Origin of the sequence: Streptomyces violaceorubidus (assembly GCF_000717995.1) — a bacterium.
In the GTDB taxonomy this organism is placed as follows: domain Bacteria; phylum Actinomycetota; class Actinomycetes; order Streptomycetales; family Streptomycetaceae; genus Streptomyces; species Streptomyces violaceorubidus.
Map to the genome: position 1 here is coordinate 22,645 of NZ_JODM01000035.1, position 19,166 is coordinate 41,810.

Genomic DNA, 19,166 nt, shown 5'->3' on the forward strand with positions numbered 1-19,166 from the left:
TCAGGACGCGCCGGGGATTCACTCCGGTGCGCCGTCGGCCTCCTCGGCCAGCACCCGCTGGGCCGTCGCGAACGCCGAGTTCGCCGCCGGCACCCCGCAGTACACCGCCGTCTGGAGCAGCACCGCCCCGATCTCGTCCGGCGTCAGCCCGTTGCGCCGCGCCGCCCGCACATGCATGGCCAGCTCCTCGTAGTGGCCGTGCGCGACCAGTGCCGTCAGCGTGACCATGCTGCGCTCGCGGCGGGACAGGGTCTCGTCGGTCCAGATCTCACCCCAGGCGTAGCGCGAGATGAAGTCCTGGAAGCGTGCGGTGAACGGCGTCTGCCGTGCCTGCGCCCGGTCCACGTGCGCATCTCCCAGCACCTCGCGCCGCACCGCCATGCCCCGCCCGGCGCCGCCGTCGAAGTGGGCCCGCAGCGCCGTCAGCACCGCCTCGGGCCGCTCGGCCGGCGCCAGGTGCGAGGCGCCCGGGATCTCCGTCAGCGTCGCGCCCGGCACCGCGTCGGCGATCTCCCGCAGGTGCGCGGGTGGCGTGGCCGGGTCCTCGCGCCCCGTGACCAGCAGCGTCGGCGCGGAGATCTCGCCGACCCGGTCCCGCAGGTCGAAGGCGGCCAGCGCGTCGCAGCAGGCCGCGTAGGCGCCCGGGTCGGCGTCCCGGTGGTCCCGGACCAGCCGCGGCACGGTGAACCCCGGGGTGAACCACCGTGCGTCCGCGCTCTCCGCCAGCCGTCCCAGCCCCTCCTCACGCACCCGCGTCGCCCGCTCACGCCACGGCTTCGCGCCGTCGAAGTGCGCCGACGAGCAGACGACCGCCAGCGACGACACCCGCTCCGGGTGGTGCACGGCCAGGTGCAGGCCCACCGCGCCGCCCAGGGACACCCCGGCGTAGGCGAACCGCTCCACGCCGAGCGAGTCGGCGAGGGCCAGCACCAGATCGGCCAGGTCCCCGACGGTGGCGCCGGGCCCGATCAGGTCGGCCCGCGATCCTCCGTGCCCCGGCAGGTCCCAGCGGATCACCCGGTGGCCGATGGACAGTTCGGGCGCCACCGCGTCCCACAGCGCGTACGAGGTGCCCAGCGAGGGGCCCAGCAGCAGCGGGGGAGCGGAGGCGGGGCCTTCGGACAGGTGGTTGAGCAGGGTCGTCAACGTCGCTCCAGAGCACGGTCGGTGAGGGCGGCGGCGGCCCCCGTGCCGCGGGCGGGGTCGGTCGCGGCGGCCAGGTCGAGGCCCCTCAACTCCGGTACCGCGGCCAGCAGTTCACTGAGGCTGCGGTCCTCGGCGTAGGCGCGCGCCGCCAGTTCGGTGAGCAGTTCCTTGGCGCGGGCCCGCCCGAGCACCGGCGCCAGTTCGGCCGCAAGCCGTTCCGAGACGATCAGCCCGCGGGTGAGCCCGAGGTGGGCCCGCATCACGTCCGGGCGCACCCGCAGCCCCTCGGTCAGTTCGGCGGCGTCACGGGCGGCGCCGCCGGTCAGCCGCAGCAGGTCCCGCAGCGGCTCCCACTCGGCGTGCCAGGCCCCGGCGGGCCGCTCGTCCTCGGCGGCCAGCGAGCCGTAGAGGGTGGCCGCGAGCTGCGGGGCACGCCGGGCGGCCGCCGCGATCAGCGTGGAGCGCACCGGGTTGGCCTTGTGCGGCATCGCCGACGAGCCGCCCCCGCTGCCCTCGGCGACCTCGCCGATCTCGGTGCGGGACAGCGTCAGCACGTCGACGGCGAGCTTCCCGAGCGCCCCGGCGGTGAAGGCGAGGGCGCCGGCCAGATCGGCGACCGGAGTGCGCAGGGTGTGCCAGGGCAGCAGGGGTTCCCGCAGGCCCAGTTCCCGCGCGTACGCCGCGGCAAGCGCGACCGGGTCCGGCGCGCCGTACACCTCGAAGGCGGCCAACGTGCCCGCCGCCCCGCCGAGTTGCGCGGGCAGCTCGCCCCGCACCGTGGTGATCCGGTCCCGCGCGTCCAGGACCAGCGAGCGCCAGCCGGCCGCCTTCAGTCCGAAGGTCGTCGGCACGGCGTGCTGGGTGAGGGTCCGGCCCGGCAACGGCGTCTCCCGGTGCTCGGCGGCCAGCCGGGCCAGCGCCCGCTCGGTACGGGCGAGGTCGGGCACCAGGAGGTCCAGGGTGCGGGCGGCGACCAGCATCGTCGCCGTGTCCAGGATGTCCTGACTGGTCGCGCCCCGGTGCACATAGGGCCCGTACGGCTCGCCGACCGCCCTCGTCAGGTCGGCCACCAGGGGGATGACCGGGTTTCCTCCGGCCCGGGCGCGCTCGGCCAGGAAGCGCGTGTCGAAGGCGCCGGGGTCGGCGGCGGCCGACCCGACCGCGTCCGCCGCCTCGGCCGGGGCGAGCCCGAGAGCGGCCTGGGCGCGGGTCAGCGCCGCCTCCGCGTCGAGCAGGGCCCGCAGGTACGCGCGGTCACCGGTCGCGGACGCGGCCGGCGAGCTTGCCCACCCGGGGGCGAGCAGGCTCGTGTCGGCGCAGGCGTCGGGGTCGGCGGGGTCGGCGGGTCCGGCAGATGCTGTCACTGGAACTCCAGGAAGACCGTCTCGCCCTCGCCCTGAAGGCGGATGTCGAAACGGTACGTCCCCTGGCCTTCGTCCGCCGCGATCAGCGTGTCGCGGCGCGCGGCCGGGACCCGGGCCAGCAGCGGGTCGGCGGCCAGTGCCGCCGCGTCGCCCGGCAGGTAGATCCGGGTGAACAGGTGCACCAGCAGCCCGCGCGCGAACAGGCACACGCTGACGTACGGCGCGCTCGGACCGCGCGCCCCGGGCCGCAGCGTCCGCGCGTACCAGTGGCCGTTCGCGTCGGTCTGGATGCGCCCGAAGCCGGTGAACTCCACGCCGTTGCGGCCCAGGAAGCCGCCGGAGGCGGGGTCGCGCCGCATCGAGCCGTCGGCGGTGGGGACGTTGCCCTCGGTGTCCGGGCCCCACAGCTCCACGAGCGCGTCGGGCAGCGGGTTGCCCTCGCCGTCGTACACGTACCCGTGCACGGTGACGGTGTCGGGGTGCCCGGCGGGCGCGATGTCCTCGCCGCCGCGGAAGGGCAGCGCGTACCCGTAGAAGGGGCCGACCGTGTGCGACGGGGTCGGCGGCACGCGCTCCGGAGTGCTGGTGTCGATCTTCGTCATGGCGGGTCAGCGTCCTTCTTCGATCCAGGTGGCGTTCGGGCCGTCGAGCACGATGTCCCAGTGGTAGCCGAGCGAGAACTCCGGCACGGACAGGCTGTGGTCGTACGTCGCGATCAGCCGCTGCCGGGCGGCGTCGTCCGTCACCGACTGAAGGATCGGGTCGTACGGGAACAGCGGGTCGTTCGGGAAGTACATCTGGGTGACCAGGCGCTGAGTGAACGCCGAGCCGAACACGGAGAAGTGGATGTGCGCCGGCCGCCAGGCGTTGACGTGGTTGCGCCACGGGTAGGGGCCGGGCTGGACGGTGGTGAAGCGGTAGAAGCCGTCGTCGTCGGAGAGGGTGCGGCCCACCCCGGTGAAGTTCGGGTCCAGCGGCGCGTCGTGCTGCTCGCGCTGGTGGGCGTAGCGGCCGGCCGAGTTGGCCTGCCAGATCTCCACGAGCTGGCCGCGTACCGGCCTGCCCTCGCGGTCGAGGAGACGCCCGGAGACGGTGATGCGCTCGCCGACCGGCTCCCCGGTGTGCTGCCGGGTCAGGTCGTTGTCGATCTCGGTGATGTCGCGCTCCCCGAAGGCGGGCGAGGACAGCTCCACCAGCTCCGGGTCCTTGGTGACGTCGATGGCGATCGGCGGCTGCTTGGGGTGGCGCAGCACCGAGGAGCGGTACGGGGCGTAGTCGCGGCGCGGGTGGTGTTCGACGGGCGCGCCCTCGGCGACCCGCTTCTCGTACGCGGCGTGCTCGGCCGCGATCTCCGCGTCGATGTCGTGCTGGGTGAGAGTCATGGGGGATCCCGGGGGTGACTAGCGGTCGAGGACCAGGGCGAGACCCTGGCCGACGCCGATGCAGAGGGTGGCGATGCCGGTGCCGCCGCCCCGGCGGGCGAGCTGGTGGGCGACGGTGCCGGCGAGGCGGGCGCCGGAGGCGCCGAGGGGGTGGCCGAGGGCGATGGCGCCGCCCTGCGGGTTGAGGACCGCGGGGTCGAACTCGGGCCACTCGGCGACGCAGCCCAGCACCTGGGCGGCGAAGGCCTCGTTGAGTTCGAGCACGTCCAGGTCGGCGAAGGTCCGTCCGGCCCGGGCGAGCGCGCGGTTCACCGCCTCCACGGGCGCCAGGCCGAAGTACTGGGGGTCGGTCGCCGAGACCCCGGTGGCCGAGACCCGGGCGAGCGGCTCGCGTCCGGTGGCCCTCAGCCCCTCCTCGTCGACCAGGAGCAGCGCCGCGGCGCCGTCGTTGAGCGGGGAGGCGTTCCCCGCGGTCACGGTCCCGCCGTCCTTCCGGAAGGACGGCCCGAGCTTCGCCATCGCCTCCAGGGAGGCGTCCGGGCGTACGCACTCGTCGGCGGCGAAGTCCACCGGGTCGCCCTTGCGCCGCGGCACGGGCACCGGCGCCAGCTCGGCGTCGAACAGGCCGTCGGCCCGGGCCCGGGCCGCCTTGTGGTGCGAGGCGAGGGCGAACTCGTCCTGCTGCTCGCGGGTGATCCCGTGCTTGTCGGCGATCAGCTCCGCCGACTCGCCGAGCGGGATCGTCCACCGCGGGTCCATCGCCGGGTTGACCATGCGCCAGCCCAGGGTGGTCGAGTACATCTCGGTGTGCCCGGCCGGGAAGGGCCGGTCCGACTTGGGCAGTACGTACGGCGCCCGGGTCATCGACTCCACGCCGCCCGCGAGCGCGACCGAGGCGTCGCCGACCGCGATGGCGCGGGCCGCCTGGATCACCGCTTCGAGGCCGGAGGCGCACAACCGGTTCACCGTGACGCCGGGAACGGTGGTGGGAAGACCGGCCAGGAGGGCCGCCATGCGGGCGACGTTGCGGTTCTCCTCGCCCGCTCCGTTGGCGTTGCCGAAGTAGACGTCGTCGATACGGGCCGGGTCCAGGCCCGGGGTCCGGCCGAGGAGTTCACGGATCGCGTGCGCGGCCAGGTCGTCCGGGCGTACGCCCGCCAGGCCCCCGTTGTACTTGCCGAACGGCGTGCGCACCGCGTCGACGATGTAGACGTCCCTCACTTCAGTCCCTCCACGACGACGAGCTTGGCCTCGGTCCTGGCGACGACCTCGTCGACGGCCACGCCCGGGGCGGTCTCCACCAGGACGAGGCCGTCGCCGGTGACGTCGAGGACGCCGAGGTCGGTGATGACGCGGTCGACGCAGGCCTTGCCGGTGAGCGGCAGGGCGCACTCCTCCCGGATCTTGGGGGAGCCGTCCTTGGCGGTGTGCGTCATGACCACGATGACGGTGCGGGCGCCGTGGACGAGGTCCATCGCGCCGCCGATCCCGGTGATCATCTTTCCGGGGACGGCCCAGTTCGCGAGGTCGCCGCAGGCGGAGACCTCCATCGCGCCGAGCACCGCAACGTCGATGTGCCCGCCCCGGATCATGCCGAAGGACAGGGCCGAGTCGAAGAAGGCGGCGCCCGGCCGGACCGTGACCGTCTCCTTGCCCGCGTTGATCAGGTCGGGGTCCACCTCCGCCTCGGTGGGGTACCGGCCGGTGCCCAGGATGCCGTTCTCCGACTCCAGGGTGACCTCGACGCCCGCCGGGAGGTAGTTGGGGATCAGGGTCGGCAGGCCGATGCCGAGGTTGACGTACTGGCCGTCGCGGAGCTCCAGCGCGGCCCGCGCGGCCATCTGTTCACGCGTCCAGGACATCAGGAACCCACCGTCCCCCGTGCCGCAGGCGCGGAAACCGTACGCCGCTCTATCCGCTTGTCGGCGGCCTGCTCGGGGGTGAGGGCCACCACCCGCTGGACGAAGATCCCGGGCAGGTGCACCGCGTCCGGGTCGATCCCGCCCGGCTCGACCAGCTCCTCCACCTCGGCGACCGTCACCCGCCCGGCCATGGCGGCCAGCGGGTTGAAGTTCCGGGACGACTTCGCGAAGACCAGGTTGCCGTGCCGGTCGCCCTTGGCCGCCCGGACCAGCGCGAAGTCCGTGCGGATGCCGCGCTCCAGCACGTAAGGGGTCCCGTCGAACTCGCGGACCTCCTTCGGCGGCGAGGCCAGCGCGACCCCGCCGGAGCCGTCGTACCGCCAGGGCAGTCCGCCGTCGGCGACCTGGGTGCCGACCCCGGCGGGCGTGTAGAAGGCCGGGATCCCCGCGCCGCCGGCCCGCAGCCGCTCGGCCAGGGTGCCCTGCGGGATCATCTCCACCTCCAGTTCCCCGCCGAGGTACTGGCGCGCGAACTCCTTGTTCCCGCCGATGTAGGACCCGGTCACGCGGGCGACGCGCCCGGCGGCCAGCAGGACGGCCAGTCCGGAGTCCATCGCCCCGCAGTTGTTGGAGACCACCGACAGGTCACCGGTCCCGCGCTCGTACAGCGCCTGGATCAGAACGTTCGGCACACCGCTGAGCCCGAAACCGCCCACCGCGAGCGACGCGCCGTCGGGCACGTCGGCCACCGCCTCACCGGCCGTGGCCACCACCTTGTCCATCCGAGAAGCCCCATCTCTGCCGCGCGCCCCGGGAGTGGATAGTCAGGGCACTGAGTATTTCAGCGACGTCGCCCACACGCTGCCATCGGGCGGCCGGGGCGTCAAGACCCACGAAATGCGAGGTAGATCGTACGAGGCGTTCTCGGATGCCCACACGTGGCGGCGTGTATCGTCAGTGCACCGATGAAAGTCACCCAGGGGAGTGCGCGCATGGCAGCGGTCGATCTGGCCACCCACCCCGGCCATCTGGCCCGGCGGCTGCAGCAGGCGCACTACCTGCTCTGGAACACGATGGTCTCGGAGGAGACCACCTCGCCGCAGTACGCCGTGCTCAACGCCCTCGTCGCCGAGCCGGGCCTGGACCAGCGCACCGTGGGGGAGAGGGTGGGCCTGGACCGGTCCACGATCGCGGAGGTGGTCAGCCGGCTCGGCCGCCGCGGGCTGCTGGACAAGGTCCGCGACCCGCAGGACGGCCGCCGTTCACTGCTGCGGCTCACCGACGAGGGGCTGCGCGTCCACCGCAGGCTGGGCGTGCGCATCGCCCGCATGAACCAGGTCTTCCTGGCCCCGCTCGCCGCCGACGAGCAGGCGGTGTTCTTCGACCTGATCCGCCGGGTCGCGGACGCCGCGGAAGGGCTCCGCAACCCGGCCGAGCCGACCGCGGCGGCGGGCTGACCGGACAACCGCGGCTCAGGAGTGTCCGGCGAAGACCACCCACACCTGGCCCTCGGCGAAGTTCAGCGGCTTGCCTTCCTTCGTGGTGAAGGCCGTGCCGTCCGCGGCCGACCCGCGCTTCCAGGTCGCCTCGTACGCGCGCCCGTCGCGCAGTACCTCGGCCCTTCCTGAGCCCACCGACTCGACGTAGGGCGAGTTGCTGCCGCGGAAGTCGCGGAAGTGCGACTCGCGCACCTTCACGTGCTGCACGACGACCGTCGCGGGGGCCAGTCGCCCGCCGTCGGCCGTGCGGGCCGGGTCACCGTCCAGGGAGACCAGCCAGCTCCCCCGGGTCGCGGACCAGGTGAAGGTGAAGCTCGCCGAGGGGTAGCGCACCGTGTGCGAGGACTCCGCCCGGCCGCCCGCCGGGGCCTTGCCGTAGGTGAACCCGGTGGTGAGGGCCGCCTCTCCCGAGGGCTTCGGGAGCAGCTCGCCGGGGCTCAGATAGAGGTTGTGCGGGGCCTGCCGGTCGGTGGCGCGGAGGTAGGCGCCGGGGGCCTCGTTCGGCGACTCGGCGCGCAGGGGCGCCCTGTCGATGAGCGGCAGCAGCTTGCTCTGCGCGCCGGAGAAGGCCAGCACCGGCCGGTCGAACTGGCCGAGCAGTTCCAGGTCGGACTCGCGGGCGCTGCGCACCGGCCCCACCGACGCGGGCAGTCCGGTGGCGTAGATCGCCATCAGCCGGCTCAGTCCGGCCTCCACCGGCTCGGCGTAGACGACGTCCGCGGCCTCCAGGCCCGTCTGCGGGCGGGCCGCGGGCACGTTGTCGACCTTCACGGCGAGTACCGGTCCGGAGGCCGGGGCCGTGCCGTGCGTCCGCTCCGGTTCCGGCGCCCGGCCGTCCTGCCGCGCATCGGGCCCCGTCGTACAGCCCGCCGCGGCCAGCGAGACGGCCACGGCCGCCGTCAGCAGCGCGGCGCCCCGCCCCCGACGCATCCTTCGTCGCATCCCGACCATCCGTCCACCCATCCCGTGTCATCGATTGTGCGCTTCTTGAAGCATTTAGTGCCATACCTGAATGAATCCGATGCGGCACACGGAACGGGGCAGATAATCCGCTGTTCGGCCGAAAAGACCGCCGGGTTCGGTGACGGGAGCCCCGGGGTACCCGGCCGCCACGCAGAACCGACGCGCACGGCGACGGAGGGAGCGCGGGGCGATGAAGGCAGTGACATGGCAGGGCAAGCGGGACGTGCGGGTCGAGGAGGTGCCGGACCCGAGGATCGAGGAGCCGACCGACGCGGTCATCCGCGTCACCTCGTCCGGACTGTGCGGCTCCGACCTGCACCTCTACGAGGTGCTCACACCGTTCATGACACCGGGCGACATCCTCGGCCACGAGCCGATGGGCATCGTGGAGGAGGTCGGCTCCGAGGTGACCGGCCTCAGGCCCGGCGACCGGGTCGTGGTCCCGTTCCAGATCGCGTGCGGCCACTGCTACATGTGCGACACCGGGCTGCCGACCCAGTGCGAGACCACCCAGGTCACCGGCGAGGGCATGGGCGCCCCGCTGTTCGGCTACACCCGCCTGTACGGCGCGGTGCCCGGCGGCCAGGCCGAGTACCTGCGGGTGCCGCAGGCCCAGTACGGCCCGATCAAGGTGCCCGAGGGCCCGGCCGACGACCGCTTCGTCTACCTCTCCGACGTCCTGCCCACCGCCTGGCAGGCGGTCGCCTACGCCGGCGTCCCGCCTGGCGGCAGTGTCGCCGTACTGGGACTCGGCCCCATCGGCGACATGGCCTGCCGGATCGCCCGGCTCAAGGGCGTCGAGAAGGTGTTCGGCGTGGACCTCGTGCCCGAGCGGCTGGAGCGGGCCCGCGCACGGGGCGTGGAGACGTACGACCTGCGGTCCTTCGACAACGAGAAGGAACTCGTCGCCGCGATCCAGGACCGGACGGACGGCCGCGGTCCGGACGCCGTGATCGACGCGGTCGGCACCGAGGCGCACGGCGGCGCCGTCGCCAAGCTGGTGCAGCAGGCCGCCGCGGTGATGCCCCGGGCCATCGGAGGGCCCCTGGCGGAGCGGTTCAGCATCGACCGGCTCGCCGCCCTCTACACGGCGATCGACCTGGTGCGCCGCGGCGGCACCATCTCGCTGTCCGGCGTGTACGGCGGCATGGCCGACCCGATGCCGATGCTCACCCTCTTCGACAAGCAGGTCCAGCTGAGGATGGGCCAGGCCAACGTACGCCGCTGGAGCGACGAGATCGTCCCGTACCTGACCGACCAGGACCCCCTCGGCGTCGACGGCTTCGCCACCCACCGGGTGCCGCTGGCGGACGCGCCGCACGCGTACGAGATGTTCCAGAAGAAGCAGGACGGCGCGGTCAAGATCCTGATGACGCCGTAGCCGCAGTGGGGCCGGCGCGTCAGGGCCCGCCCAGGATCTCCGCCAGGTCGTACCGGACCGGCTCCTCCAGCTGCGCGTAGGTGCAGCTCTCGGGGGTCCGGTCCGGGCGCCAGCGGCGGAAGCGGGCCGTGTGGCGGAAGCGGGCCCCGTTCTCCATGTGGTCGTACGCCACCTCGACGACCCGCTCGGGACGCAGCGGCACCCAGGACAGATCCTTCTTGCCGGACCACCTGCTGGGCGCGCCCGGCAGCCGCGCCGACTCGTGGGCGGCCTCCTCGGCCCACTTGGCCCACGGATGCCCGCCGGCGTCCTCCATGCGCAGCGGCTCCAGCTCCTCCACCAGCTCGGCCCGGCGCTTCATCGTGAAGGCCGCGCTCACCCCCACGTGCTGGAGCACGCCCCGGTCGTCGTACAGCCCGAGCAGCAGCGAGCCGACCACGGGCCCGCTCTTGTGGAGGCGGTACCCGGCGACGACCACGTCCGCCGTCCGCTCGTGCTTGATCTTGAACATGGCCCGCTCGTCCTGCCGGTAGCGCAGATCGAGCGGCTTGGCGACCACCCCGTCCAGACCGGCCCCCTCGTACTGCTCGAACCACCGCCGGGCCACCTCGATGTCGTCCGTCGCCGGCGCCACGTGCACCGGCGGCGTGACGCCGGACAGCGCCCGCACCAGCAGGGCCCGCCGGTCGGCCAGCCCCACGTCGAGCAGCGAGGCGTCGTCCAGGGCCAGCAGGTCGAAGACCACCAGCGAGGCCGGGGTGCGCTCCGCGAGGGTCCGCACCCGCGAGTTGGCCGGATGGATCCGCTCGGTCAGCGCGTCGAAGTCCAGGTGCCCCTCCCGCGCGATCACGATCTCCCCGTCCACCACGCACCGCTCGGGCAACCGCTCCCGCACCGCCCCCACCAGCTCCGGGAAATACCTGGTCAGCGGCTTGCCCGTCCGACTCCCCAGCTCCACCTCGTCCCCGTCGCGAAACACGATCGCCCGAAACCCGTCCCACTTCGCCTCGTAGTGCATCCCCGGCGGAATCTTCGCCACGGACTTGGCGAGCATCGGCTTCACGGGCGGCATGACGGGGAGCTCCATGCTCCGATTCTGCGCGCCCCCGACGGCATCCCGCCTGTCGAGCGCGGCACCGGCCCCGATCGCTTCCCCGGGACCGGCCGCCGCCCTCCCACCGCCCGATATGCGAAGCGGAGACGCCGCGCCTACCGTGGCTCGCATGGCGGAAGCGGTGGAGCTGGAGGCGGGTGGGCGGAGCGTGCGGCTGTCCAGCCCGGGGAAGGTGTTCTTCCCGGAGCACGGGTACACCAAGCTGGACGTGGCCCGCTACTACCAGGCCGTCGCCCCCGGCATCCTGCGGGCGCTGCGCGAGCGGCCCACCACCCTGCAGCGCTACCCGGACGGCATCACCGGCGAGTGGTTCTACCAGAAGCGCGCGCCCAAGGGCATGCCCGACTGGATCCCGACCGCGCACATCACCTTCCCCAGCGGACGCAGCGCCGACGAGATGTGCCCCACCGAGGAGGCGGCGGTGCTGTGGGCCGCCCAGTACGGCACCCTCACCTTCCACCCCTGGCCCGTGCGCCGCGACGACGTCGACCACCCCGACGAACTGCGCATCGACCTCGATCCGCAGCCCGGCACCGACTACGACGACGCCGCCCGCGCCGCCCACGAACTGCGCGCGGTGCTGGAGGAGTTCGGGGGCCTGCGCGGCTGGCCCAAGACCTCCGGCGGGCGCGGCATCCACGTCTTCGTGCCGATCGAGCCGCGCTGGACCTTCACCCAGGTGCGGCGCGCCGCCATCGCCGTCGGCCGCGAGATGGAACGGCGGATGCCCGACCGCGTCACCATCAAGTGGTGGAAGGAAGAACGCGGCGAGCGCATCTTCATCGACTACAACCAGACCGCCCGCGACCGCACCATCGCCTCCGCGTACTCCGTGCGCCCCCGCCCGGGCGCACCGGTCTCCGCGCCGCTCACCTGGGACGAGGTGGGCGTCGCGCACCCGCGGGACTTCGACATCACGACGATGCCCGCGCGCTTCGCCGAACTCGGCGACGTGCACGCGGGCATGGACGAGGAGCGGTACTCCCTCGACGCGCTGCTGGAGCTGGCGACGAAGGACGAGCAGGACCACGGGCTCGGTGACCTGCCCTACCCGCCCGAGTATCCGAAGATGCCGGGCGAGCCGAGCCGGGTCCAGCCCAGCCGGGCCAGGAAGAAGGCTCCCGGCCCGGACTGAGCCCCTACCGCCGGACGGTCACAGGTCCTTGATCCGGACGTCGCGGTACGAGACCACGTCCGAGGTGCTGTGCACCTGGAGTCCGATGTAGCCGGAGGCGAACCGCCGCCCGTCGGTGCCGGGGTCGTCCGAGCGCTCGGGGTAGAAGGTCTGGCCGCCGACGTTGTCGAACTCGTTGATCAGCACGCCGTTGCGGTAGATCGAGTAGTGCTGGTCCACCACCCGGATCTCGTAGTCGTTCCAGGTGCCCTTCTCGGTCACGCCCGCGCCGGCCAGGCCGACCCGGTCGAAGCCGTAGACCGAGCCGGACTTGTACATGTCGCCGGTCGGGCTGTCGAACACCTGGATCTCGTGCCCGTACTTGATGGCGACCCACTCCGGACGCGTCTCCTCCGGGTGGTCGTGCACCTGCGGGAAGCGCACGAAGACGCCGCCGTTGGTGTTCGTGGTGCCCGCCGCATCGTCCCGCCACTGGAGCTTCAGCGAGAAGTCGCCGTACGTGCGCTCGGGGAACCACAGCATGCCCATGCCGGGCGTGCTGGTGCTGGACGTGATCGACCCGTCCGGGTTCAGCCCGAACGAACCGCCGCCCACCTGCTCCCACCGGGCGAAGGACTCCTGGCTGCCGTCCATGATCGTGCGGTAGCCCTCGGTCTGGCCGGGCAGCCCGATCTTCGACTGCTTGGCGGCCTTCTTGATCGCCCTGACCTCGCGCCCGTCGACGACCCCCTCCGTCCGCAGCGCGTCGAGGACGTGGTCCACGTGCTTGAGGAAGAGGGCCTGGGACGTCCACTCCTTCTCGTCCTCGATCAACTCGTTGATCCGGCACCGGTTGTTGGTGACCCGGTTCGGCACCCCCGAGTCGACCGTGCCGACGATCACCGTGAGGCGCTCGTCGTACTCCGGGCAGGGCGGCGCGGGCACCCCGCCGGAGACCACCGAGAAGCTCACGCTCAGCGGCTCGGAGGTGTTGCCCGCCTTGTCGCTCGCCCGGTACGCCACCGTGTGGCGGCCCACCCGGTCCACGACCACCGGGCCGGTGTACGCCAGGTAGGGCCCGGCGTCCAGCGAGTACTCCACAGCGGCGACACCGGAACCGCCCTCGTCCGTGGCGTTCACGGTCACCTTCGCGCTGCCGACGTAGGCGCCGTCGGAGTTCTTGGTGCCGTCCACGGTCGCGCCGGTCACCGGCGGGGTGGTGTCCTGCGGAGGAGCGGCGACCACCCTGAAGGCGACGCTCTTCTCCGCGGCGACGTTGCCCGCCTTGTCGGTGGCCCGGTAGCGCACGGTGTGCTCGCCGACCGCGTGCACCATGACCGGCCCCGTGTACGCCGTCCAGGCGCCGTCGCCGACCGCGTACTCGATGGTGTTGACGCCGGAACCGGTGTCGGAGGCGGTGACGGTCACCGTCGCCATGTCGATGTAGGCACCCTCGGGGTCGTCGGGGTCCCTCTCCCCGCTGACCGTCGCCGAGGTCTCCGGCGCCGTCGTGTCGTCGGTGTCCGGGGCGGCCACGGCGAACGTGACGCTCTTCTCCTCGGTGGCGTTGCCCGCCTTGTCGAACGCCCGGTAGCGCACCATGTGTTCACCGACCTGGTCGACGACGACCGGCGTGGTGTACGGCTGCCAGGCACCGTCGGCACCGATCGCGTACTCGATGCGCTCCACGCCCGAGCCGCCCTCGTCGGTGGCGGCGATGCTCACGCTCGCGGAACCGACGTACGCGCCGTCGGCGTTCTGCGTGCCGCCCACCTCGGCCGAGGTCGCCGGCGCAGTGGTGTCCTCGCCGCCACCGCCCTCGGTGACCACGAGCACGCCCGTCATCTGGCCGTGGCCCGGGATCGTGCAGTGGTACATGTACCTGCCGGGCGTCAGGGTGACCTCGGCGGTGTGCCTGCCGCCCTGGTCGTCGTTCGGGTTGGCCAGGATGTTCAGCTGCACGTCCTGGTTGTACTCGGGATCGCTGGTCATGAACGTCAGCGTGTGCGGCATGCCGGTGGTGTTGCCGGTGGCCTCACTGTTCTCGAAGACGATCGTGGCCGGACCGGCCACCGCCGTCTGGGGCGCGGACGTGTACCGGGTGATGTCGTCGCCCGCGGTCCAGGTCAGCACCTGGTCGGCGGCCGCCGCGGTGGGTGCCGCGGCGGGCTGTCCGGAGGCGGAGGTCGCCTGCAGCCCGAGCATCATCAGCAGGCCGGCCAGCAGCGCGGCCCACATTCTTCGTTGGCGTATCACTCGGTCCCCCTCGCCAGCTGTCCGACGGCCGGCGTCGGGCCGCCGCCCTTGTAGGTGACCCGCCACAGGGCCGACTTGGAGTCCGAGGTGAAGAAGCCGCGGCCGTAGTCGAGGACGTACAGCGCGCCGTCCGGGCCGAACTTCCAGCCCATCAGGTTCTTGATGCCGTCGTTGCCGACCGGCACGATCTTCTTCAGGGACTCCGAGTGCACCGGCAGACCGCCGTCGCCCTGCGTCTTCGGGTCCATCAGCACCGCGTTGCGCGGCTGGTCGGCGTCGTAGAAGTCACCGACGAACCACTTGCCGTCCCAGTACGCCGGCCACTTGGTGTCGCTGGAGCTGTCCGCGTCGTAGCGGTAGACCGGGCCGTTCATCGCGGCCTGGCCGCCGCCCTTGAGCCAGGGCAGCCGGTAGACGGCCTCGTCCTGCTTGTACGACGGGATGCCGTTCTCGTCGCGCGGGAAGTCGGGGCCGCCGCCCTGCGGCGAGTACCAGATGTTGTTGCCGGTGACCGGCGGCAGGTTGACCAGGCCGTCGTTGTTCGGCGACTCGTTCTTCGGGTGGTCGCAGTCGTACCAGCCCAGCGGCTTCGACGGGTCCGGCAGGTTCCGGTCCCGGTACGGCTGCTTGTTGCCCATGCAGTACGGCCAGCCACGGTTGCTCGCCTTGGTGATGGTGGCGAACGTGTCGTACTTGGCCGGACCCCACGTGGTCGACGGAGCACCGGCGTCCGGGCCGACCCAGCCCGCGTACAGGGTGTCGGTCTTCTTGTCGACGGAGATGCGCGCCGGGTTGCGCACACCCATCACGTAGATCTCGCCGCGCGTCTTGCCACCGCCCTCGGCGGTCTCCTTGCCGGTGAAGAGATTGCCCTCCGGGAGCGTGTAGGTCCCGTCCGGCTCCGGGTGGATGCGCAGGATCTTGCCGTTGAGGTTGTTGGTGTTGCCCGCGGTGCGGCGCGCGTCGGCGAAGGACACGCCCTTGAAGTTCGGCTGCGGGTTGTTTCCGGAGTAACCGTCGCTGAAGCCACTGGAGTTGTTGTCACCGGTGGCGATGTACAGGTTCCCCTTGGAGTCCCAGGCCATTCCGCCGCCCGCGTGGCAGCAGCTGTGGATCTGCACCGGCCACTTCAGCAGCACCTTCTCGCTGCCCAGGTCCAGCTTGTCGGTCGCCTTGTCGAGGGTGAAGCGGGAGACCCGCCGCTCGGCCATGTGGGTGTCCCGGTTGATCCGGGAGTGCGGGGTGTAGTGCAGGTACACCCACCCGTTCTCCTCGAACGCCGGGTCCAGTTCGATGCCGAGCAGGCCCTCCTCGACCTTGGTCAGCTCGTCGCCGCCGCCCTTGTTGCCGAAGACGGTCAGCGCACCGGCGAGGGTGACCTTGTCGGTCTTCGGGTCCCAGACGTGGATCTCGCCCGTGCCCTTGCCGACGTTCGGGTCGTTCCAGTCGGTCACCACGGGGTGGGAGGAGTCCGTGCCGCCGCGGCCGATGTAGAAGACGCGGCCGTCGGGGGCGGTGACCAGGCCGTGCGGTTCGCCGATCTGGTCGTTCTGGCCGGGCTGGTTGGGGTCGGTGAGGCGTTCGGCCTTGTAGTTGGCGTTGATCGTGGCCTTGCAGTCGGCCTGCGACAGGCGGGTCGTCCACAGCAGGGCGCCGCGCAGATGGGTGCGGAAGTCGGTCTCGTCGTACGACGAGACCGTGCCGCCCATGCCGGTGTAGAACGACCGGCCGCCGTCGTAGTCCCGGCACCAGCTGACCGGGTGGTCCGCCCCGTTGGCGCTCGTCCCGGGCGCGTACGTCGACTCGCGCACCCGGGCCACGGTGTGGACCTCGCCGGACGGGTTCTTCTGCCAGTTCAGCCACTCGTCGGGGCGCTTCCACTCCAGCGGCAGGTCCTTGGTGGCCGGATGTTGCCGGTCACCGACCTCGACCGTGGCCCGCTGGACCCTGGCCGGGGAGCCGGCGGCCGGGCGGGCGCCGACCAGACCGGTGAACCAGTCCGAGTACGGCTCCGCGCGGGCCGCGTCGTGGATGCCGACGAACCCGCCGCCGGCCTCCATGTACGCCTCCAGACCCGCCTCCTGATCGGGCGTCAGAACGTCGCCGCCACCGGTCAGGAAGACGACCGCGTTGAAACGGCCGAGCTTCTTCTCGTTGGTGAAGACGTTGGCGTTGTCCGTGGCCTCGACCGCGAACTGCTCCTTGGCGGGGCCGGAGAGACCGATCCGCTCGATGGCCGCGATCCCGGCGTTCACCACCAGTGACTCGTCGCCCGCCGCGGCGGAGCCGTAGAAGATCAGCACCCGTACGTTGGCGCCGCCTGGCGGCGACTTGATCGACATCGTTGTCAGGGATGGATCCGGCGCCGGACGTGCGCTGGCGGCAGGGCCAGCCAGCAGTCCCGCGGCGACGAAAGCGGCGGTGGCGCACGCCGTCCAGCCTCTTCTTCTCGCGCTCAACCCTCTTAAGGGCATGGGCACCTCCTCGGTCACGGCAGCAGCGCCAAGGAAGCTAGACCTCTTTGCGCGGTACGCCAATAGGTATGACCGGGATCGAACGAACTTTGTCCTGAGTGTGGATAAACGCGGCGGCAGCCGGTACGGTCCCACAGGCTCATCACAGCCACTCAGGTCCTGGGTCTGCGCACATTCCGTATCGGCGTGGGGAGTTCGGCATGGACAGGCGAGGCTTCAACCGACGGGTACTGCTGGGCGGCGCGGCCGCCGCGACATCGTTGTCCATCGCCCCGGAGGTCGCGGGTGCGGCCCCCGGGGCCCAGGCGGTCACCGCGGGGACGGCGCCGGCCGGGGGCGAGGTGAGACACCTCACGATGTACGCCGAGACGCTGGCGGACGGACAGATGGGCTACGGCTTCGAGAAGGGCAAGGCCACCGTCCCGGGCCCGCTGATCGAGCTCAACGAGGGCGACACGGTGCACATCGAGTTCACCAACACCACGGACGTACGAGCCAGCCTGCACGTCCACGGCCTGGACTACGAGATCTCCAGCGACGGCACCGCGATGAACAAGAGCGACGTCGAGCCCGGCGGCACCCGCACCTACACCTGGCGCACCCACAAACCCGGACGCCGCGAGGACGGCACCTGGCGGCCGGGCAGCGCGGGCTACTGGCACTACCACGACCACGTCGTCGGAACCGAACACGGCACCGGGGGCATCCGCAAGGGCCTGTACGGCCCCGTGATCGTGCGCCGCAAGGGCGACGTGCTGCCGGACGCCACGCACACGATCGTCTTCAACGACATGACTATCAACAACCGCAAGCCGCACACCGGTCCCGACTTCGAGGCCACCGTGGGCGACCGCGTCGAGATCGTCATGATCACGCACGGCGAGTACTACCACACCTTCCACATGCACGGTCACCGCTGGGCGGACAACCGCACCGGCCTGCTCACCGGGCCCGACGACCCGAGCCGGGTCATCGACAACAAGATCACCGGCCCGGCGGACTCCTTCGGCTTCCAGATCATCGCGGGGGAGGGGGTCGGCGCGGGGGCGTGGATGTACCACTGCCACGTGCAGAGCCACTCCGACATGGGCATGGTGGGCCTGTTCCTGGTGAAGAAGCCGGACGGCACGATCCCCGGGTACGAACCCCACGACCACGGCGGAACGGCCGCGAAGAGCGGGGCGAGTGGGCAGAGCGGGGCACCGGCCGCCGAGGCACCGGAGCAGGAACACCGGCACGCGCACTGAGCCGACCCCTGCCCCGGGGCTCCGCCTCCGCACCAGCACGCTCCGCACCCCGGGAGCACGCCCTCCCCGGCCACGGCCTGCCGCTATCCTGTGCCGCAGCCGCCGAGGAGGAGTCGCCCGTGACCGAGACCGCGCCGCGCCCCACACTCGAGGCCGTGGCCGAGCGCGCCGGGGTCTCCCGGGCCACCGTGTCCCGCGTGGTCAACGGCGCCCACGGGGTGCGGGACGCGCTGGCCGAGCGGGTCCGGCGCGCGGTGGAGGAACTCGGATACGTGCCCAACCAGGCCGCCCGCTCCCTGGTGACCCGGCGGCACCAGGCCGTCGCCGTCGTCGCCGCGGAACCGGAGACACGGGTCTTCGCCGACCCCTACTTCGCCCAGCAACTGCGGGGCATCAGCAAGGAACTGACGGCCCACGACAACCAGTTGGTGCTGCTGCTCACCGAGGGCCGCGAGGACCACGCCCGGGTCGGGCGGTACCTGGCCGGCGGGCACGTCGACGGCGCCCTCGTCTTCTCCCTGCACCTGCACGACCCGCTGCCCGGCCTGGTCCGCAGCGCCGGGGTGCCGACCGTGTTCGGCGGGCGCCCCGACTGGGACGACGGGCGGGACGACGTGGTCTACGTGGACAGCGACAACCGCGGCGGCGCCCGTTCCGCCGTCCACCACCTGGCGGGGCTCGGCCGCACCCGCATCGCGCACATCACCGGCCCGCTCGACCAGACCTCCGCCGCGGACCGGCTCCAGGGCTTCCGCGACGTCCGGGCGGGCGCCGACCCGGGGCTGATCGCGCGGGGTGACTTCACCTCGGGCGGGGGCGAGCGGGCGATGCGGGAACTGCTCGACCGGCACCCCGGCCTGGACGCCGTGTTCGCGGCCAACGACCTCACAGCGGCGGGCGCCCTGCGGGTGCTGCGCGAGCGGGGGCGGCGGGTGCCGGACGACGTGGCCGTGGTGGGCTTCGACGACATGCTGCCCGTCGCCGAGGAGACCGACCCGCCGCTGACCACCGTCCGCCAGGACATCGAGGGCATGGGCCGGCTGATGGCCCGCCTGCTGCTGCGCGGCCTGGACCGCGGTACGGCCGCCGACGCGGAGCCCCCGGCCGCCACTCCGCCCGGCGTGGTCCTCCCGACGACCCTGGTCCACCGCGCCACGGCCTGAGCCGGTCGCGGTGCCGCGTGAGCCCGGCGGGCGCGTCGGTGTCCCGTGTGCCGGGCGGCCGTCCATCGTGGGCGGGCGGCCGGGGCCCTTTCGCGTCCTGCGCCCGCGCCGGGTGAGGGGGGTGGCCGACGCGGATCGGCGGACGACCCTGGTCCACCGCGCCACGGCCTGAGCCGGTCGCGGTGCCGTGTGAGCCCGGCG

General features: G+C 72.5%; 16 protein-coding genes. 5 read left to right on the top strand and 11 right to left on the bottom strand.

Features of this window, described 5'->3' with window-relative positions:
- Window positions 1-18 precede the first annotated feature (18 nt).
- Genes pcaDC through IE94_RS0129975 form a run of 7 tightly spaced genes read right to left on the bottom strand, consistent with a single transcriptional unit; the run spans window position 19 to window position 6,536 of the window.
- A complete protein-coding gene (gene pcaDC, locus IE94_RS0129945) occupies window positions 19-1,146 on the bottom strand; it encodes a bifunctional 3-oxoadipate enol-lactonase/4-carboxymuconolactone decarboxylase PcaDC (protein WP_030190428.1) in 1,128 nt (375 codons plus the stop codon).
- Complete coding sequence (pcaB, locus tag IE94_RS0129950; protein WP_030190432.1) at window positions 1,143-2,510, bottom strand: 3-carboxy-cis,cis-muconate cycloisomerase; 1,368 nt, start codon at window positions 2,508-2,510, stop codon at window positions 1,143-1,145. Before pcaB ends, pcaDC begins: the two co-directional genes overlap by 4 nt.
- Window positions 2,507-3,112 carry a protocatechuate 3,4-dioxygenase subunit alpha gene (gene pcaG / locus IE94_RS0129955; RefSeq protein ID WP_030190435.1) on the bottom strand — a complete coding sequence of 202 codons (606 nt, stop codon included), beginning with the start codon at window positions 3,110-3,112 and terminating at the stop codon, window positions 2,507-2,509. The genes pcaB and pcaG overlap by 4 nt, the downstream gene beginning before the upstream one ends.
- 6 nt (window positions 3,113-3,118) lie before the next feature.
- Window positions 3,119-3,892 carry a protocatechuate 3,4-dioxygenase subunit beta gene (pcaH, locus tag IE94_RS0129960; RefSeq protein ID WP_030190437.1) on the bottom strand — a complete coding sequence of 258 codons (774 nt, stop codon included), beginning with the start codon at window positions 3,890-3,892 and terminating at the stop codon, window positions 3,119-3,121.
- 18 nt (window positions 3,893-3,910) lie between these two features.
- The gene (locus IE94_RS0129965) at window positions 3,911-5,113 is read right to left on the bottom strand and encodes a thiolase family protein (RefSeq protein ID WP_030190439.1); all 1,203 of its coding nucleotides are present in this window, start codon (window positions 5,111-5,113) and stop codon (window positions 3,911-3,913) included.
- Window positions 5,110-5,754 (bottom strand): CoA transferase subunit B, encoded by a 645-nt coding sequence (locus IE94_RS0129970; RefSeq protein WP_030190441.1) that lies wholly within the window; start codon window positions 5,752-5,754, stop codon window positions 5,110-5,112. Before IE94_RS0129970 ends, IE94_RS0129965 begins: the two co-directional genes overlap by 4 nt.
- Window positions 5,754-6,536 carry a CoA transferase subunit A gene (locus IE94_RS0129975; protein ID WP_030190443.1) on the bottom strand — a complete coding sequence of 261 codons (783 nt, stop codon included), beginning with the start codon at window positions 6,534-6,536 and terminating at the stop codon, window positions 5,754-5,756. Before IE94_RS0129975 ends, IE94_RS0129970 begins: the two co-directional genes overlap by 1 nt.
- Window positions 6,537-6,746: 210 nt before the next feature.
- On the opposite strand from IE94_RS0129975, the gene IE94_RS0129980 reads away from it, so the two are divergent.
- Complete coding sequence (locus IE94_RS0129980) at window positions 6,747-7,211, top strand: MarR family winged helix-turn-helix transcriptional regulator (RefSeq protein ID WP_030190445.1); 465 nt, start codon at window positions 6,747-6,749, stop codon at window positions 7,209-7,211.
- A gap of 15 nt (window positions 7,212-7,226) precedes the next feature.
- On the opposite strand, the gene IE94_RS0129985 is transcribed toward IE94_RS0129980, so the two are convergent.
- Complete coding sequence (locus IE94_RS0129985) at window positions 7,227-8,195, bottom strand: DUF3048 domain-containing protein (RefSeq protein WP_030190448.1); 969 nt, start codon at window positions 8,193-8,195, stop codon at window positions 7,227-7,229.
- Between the two features lie 211 nt (window positions 8,196-8,406).
- Between IE94_RS0129985 and IE94_RS0129990 the strand changes: the two genes are divergently transcribed.
- Complete coding sequence (locus IE94_RS0129990; protein WP_030190449.1) at window positions 8,407-9,597, top strand: zinc-dependent alcohol dehydrogenase; 1,191 nt, start codon at window positions 8,407-8,409, stop codon at window positions 9,595-9,597.
- Window positions 9,598-9,616: 19 nt separating this feature from the next.
- Here IE94_RS0129990 and IE94_RS0129995 read toward each other — a convergent pair whose 3' ends face one another.
- Entirely contained in the window at window positions 9,617-10,684 is a 1,068-nt protein-coding gene (locus tag IE94_RS0129995; protein ID WP_030190450.1) for an ATP-dependent DNA ligase, read from the bottom strand.
- A 136-nt stretch (window positions 10,685-10,820) separates the two neighbouring features.
- Between IE94_RS0129995 and ligD the strand changes: the two genes are divergently transcribed.
- Window positions 10,821-11,846 (top strand): non-homologous end-joining DNA ligase, encoded by a 1,026-nt coding sequence (gene ligD, locus IE94_RS0130000; RefSeq protein WP_030190451.1) that lies wholly within the window; start codon window positions 10,821-10,823, stop codon window positions 11,844-11,846.
- Window positions 11,847-11,864: 18 nt separating this feature from the next.
- Here the strand turns inward: ligD and IE94_RS0130005 are convergent, their stop codons facing one another.
- Window positions 11,865-14,063, bottom strand: a complete 2,199-nt coding sequence (locus IE94_RS0130005) for an OmpL47-type beta-barrel domain-containing protein (protein WP_030190454.1) — start codon at window positions 14,061-14,063, stop codon at window positions 11,865-11,867.
- Between the two features lie 14 nt (window positions 14,064-14,077).
- Window positions 14,078-16,555: a ThuA domain-containing protein gene (locus IE94_RS0130010; RefSeq protein ID WP_209441097.1), complete on the bottom strand. Its 2,478-nt coding sequence runs from the start codon at window positions 16,553-16,555 to the stop codon at window positions 14,078-14,080.
- Between the two features lie 200 nt (window positions 16,556-16,755).
- On the opposite strand from IE94_RS0130010, the gene IE94_RS0130015 reads away from it, so the two are divergent.
- Window positions 16,756-17,802 (top strand): multicopper oxidase domain-containing protein, encoded by a 1,047-nt coding sequence (locus IE94_RS0130015; RefSeq protein WP_030190458.1) that lies wholly within the window; start codon window positions 16,756-16,758, stop codon window positions 17,800-17,802.
- A 119-nt stretch (window positions 17,803-17,921) separates the two neighbouring features.
- The gene (locus IE94_RS0130020; RefSeq protein ID WP_030190460.1) at window positions 17,922-18,965 is read left to right on the top strand and encodes a LacI family DNA-binding transcriptional regulator; all 1,044 of its coding nucleotides are present in this window, start codon (window positions 17,922-17,924) and stop codon (window positions 18,963-18,965) included.
- The last annotated feature ends 201 nt before the right edge of the window (window positions 18,966-19,166 follow it).

Excerpts from the sequence above, each read along its gene's own strand:
- pcaG (WP_030190435.1), bottom strand. The coding sequence starts at position 3,112 with ATGACGAAGATCGACACCAGCACTCCGGAGCGCGTGCCGCCGACCCCG.
- pcaH (WP_030190437.1), bottom strand. The coding sequence starts at position 3,892 with ATGACTCTCACCCAGCACGACATCGACGCGGAGATCGCGGCCGAGCAC.
- IE94_RS0129970 (WP_030190441.1), bottom strand. The coding sequence starts at position 5,754 with ATGTCCTGGACGCGTGAACAGATGGCCGCGCGGGCCGCGCTGGAGCTC.
- IE94_RS0129975 (WP_030190443.1), bottom strand. The coding sequence starts at position 6,536 with ATGGACAAGGTGGTGGCCACGGCCGGTGAGGCGGTGGCCGACGTGCCC.
- IE94_RS0129980 (WP_030190445.1), top strand. The coding sequence starts at position 6,747 with ATGGCAGCGGTCGATCTGGCCACCCACCCCGGCCATCTGGCCCGGCGG.
- IE94_RS0129985 (WP_030190448.1), bottom strand. The coding sequence starts at position 8,195 with ATGCGACGAAGGATGCGTCGGGGGCGGGGCGCCGCGCTGCTGACGGCG.
- IE94_RS0129990 (WP_030190449.1), top strand. The coding sequence starts at position 8,407 with ATGAAGGCAGTGACATGGCAGGGCAAGCGGGACGTGCGGGTCGAGGAG.
- IE94_RS0129995 (WP_030190450.1), bottom strand. The coding sequence starts at position 10,684 with ATGGAGCTCCCCGTCATGCCGCCCGTGAAGCCGATGCTCGCCAAGTCC.
- ligD (WP_030190451.1), top strand. The coding sequence starts at position 10,821 with ATGGCGGAAGCGGTGGAGCTGGAGGCGGGTGGGCGGAGCGTGCGGCTG.
- IE94_RS0130005 (WP_030190454.1), bottom strand. The coding sequence starts at position 14,063 with ATGTGGGCCGCGCTGCTGGCCGGCCTGCTGATGATGCTCGGGCTGCAG.
- IE94_RS0130010 (WP_209441097.1), bottom strand. The coding sequence starts at position 16,555 with ATGCCCTTAAGAGGGTTGAGCGCGAGAAGAAGAGGCTGGACGGCGTGC.
- IE94_RS0130015 (WP_030190458.1), top strand. The coding sequence starts at position 16,756 with ATGGACAGGCGAGGCTTCAACCGACGGGTACTGCTGGGCGGCGCGGCC.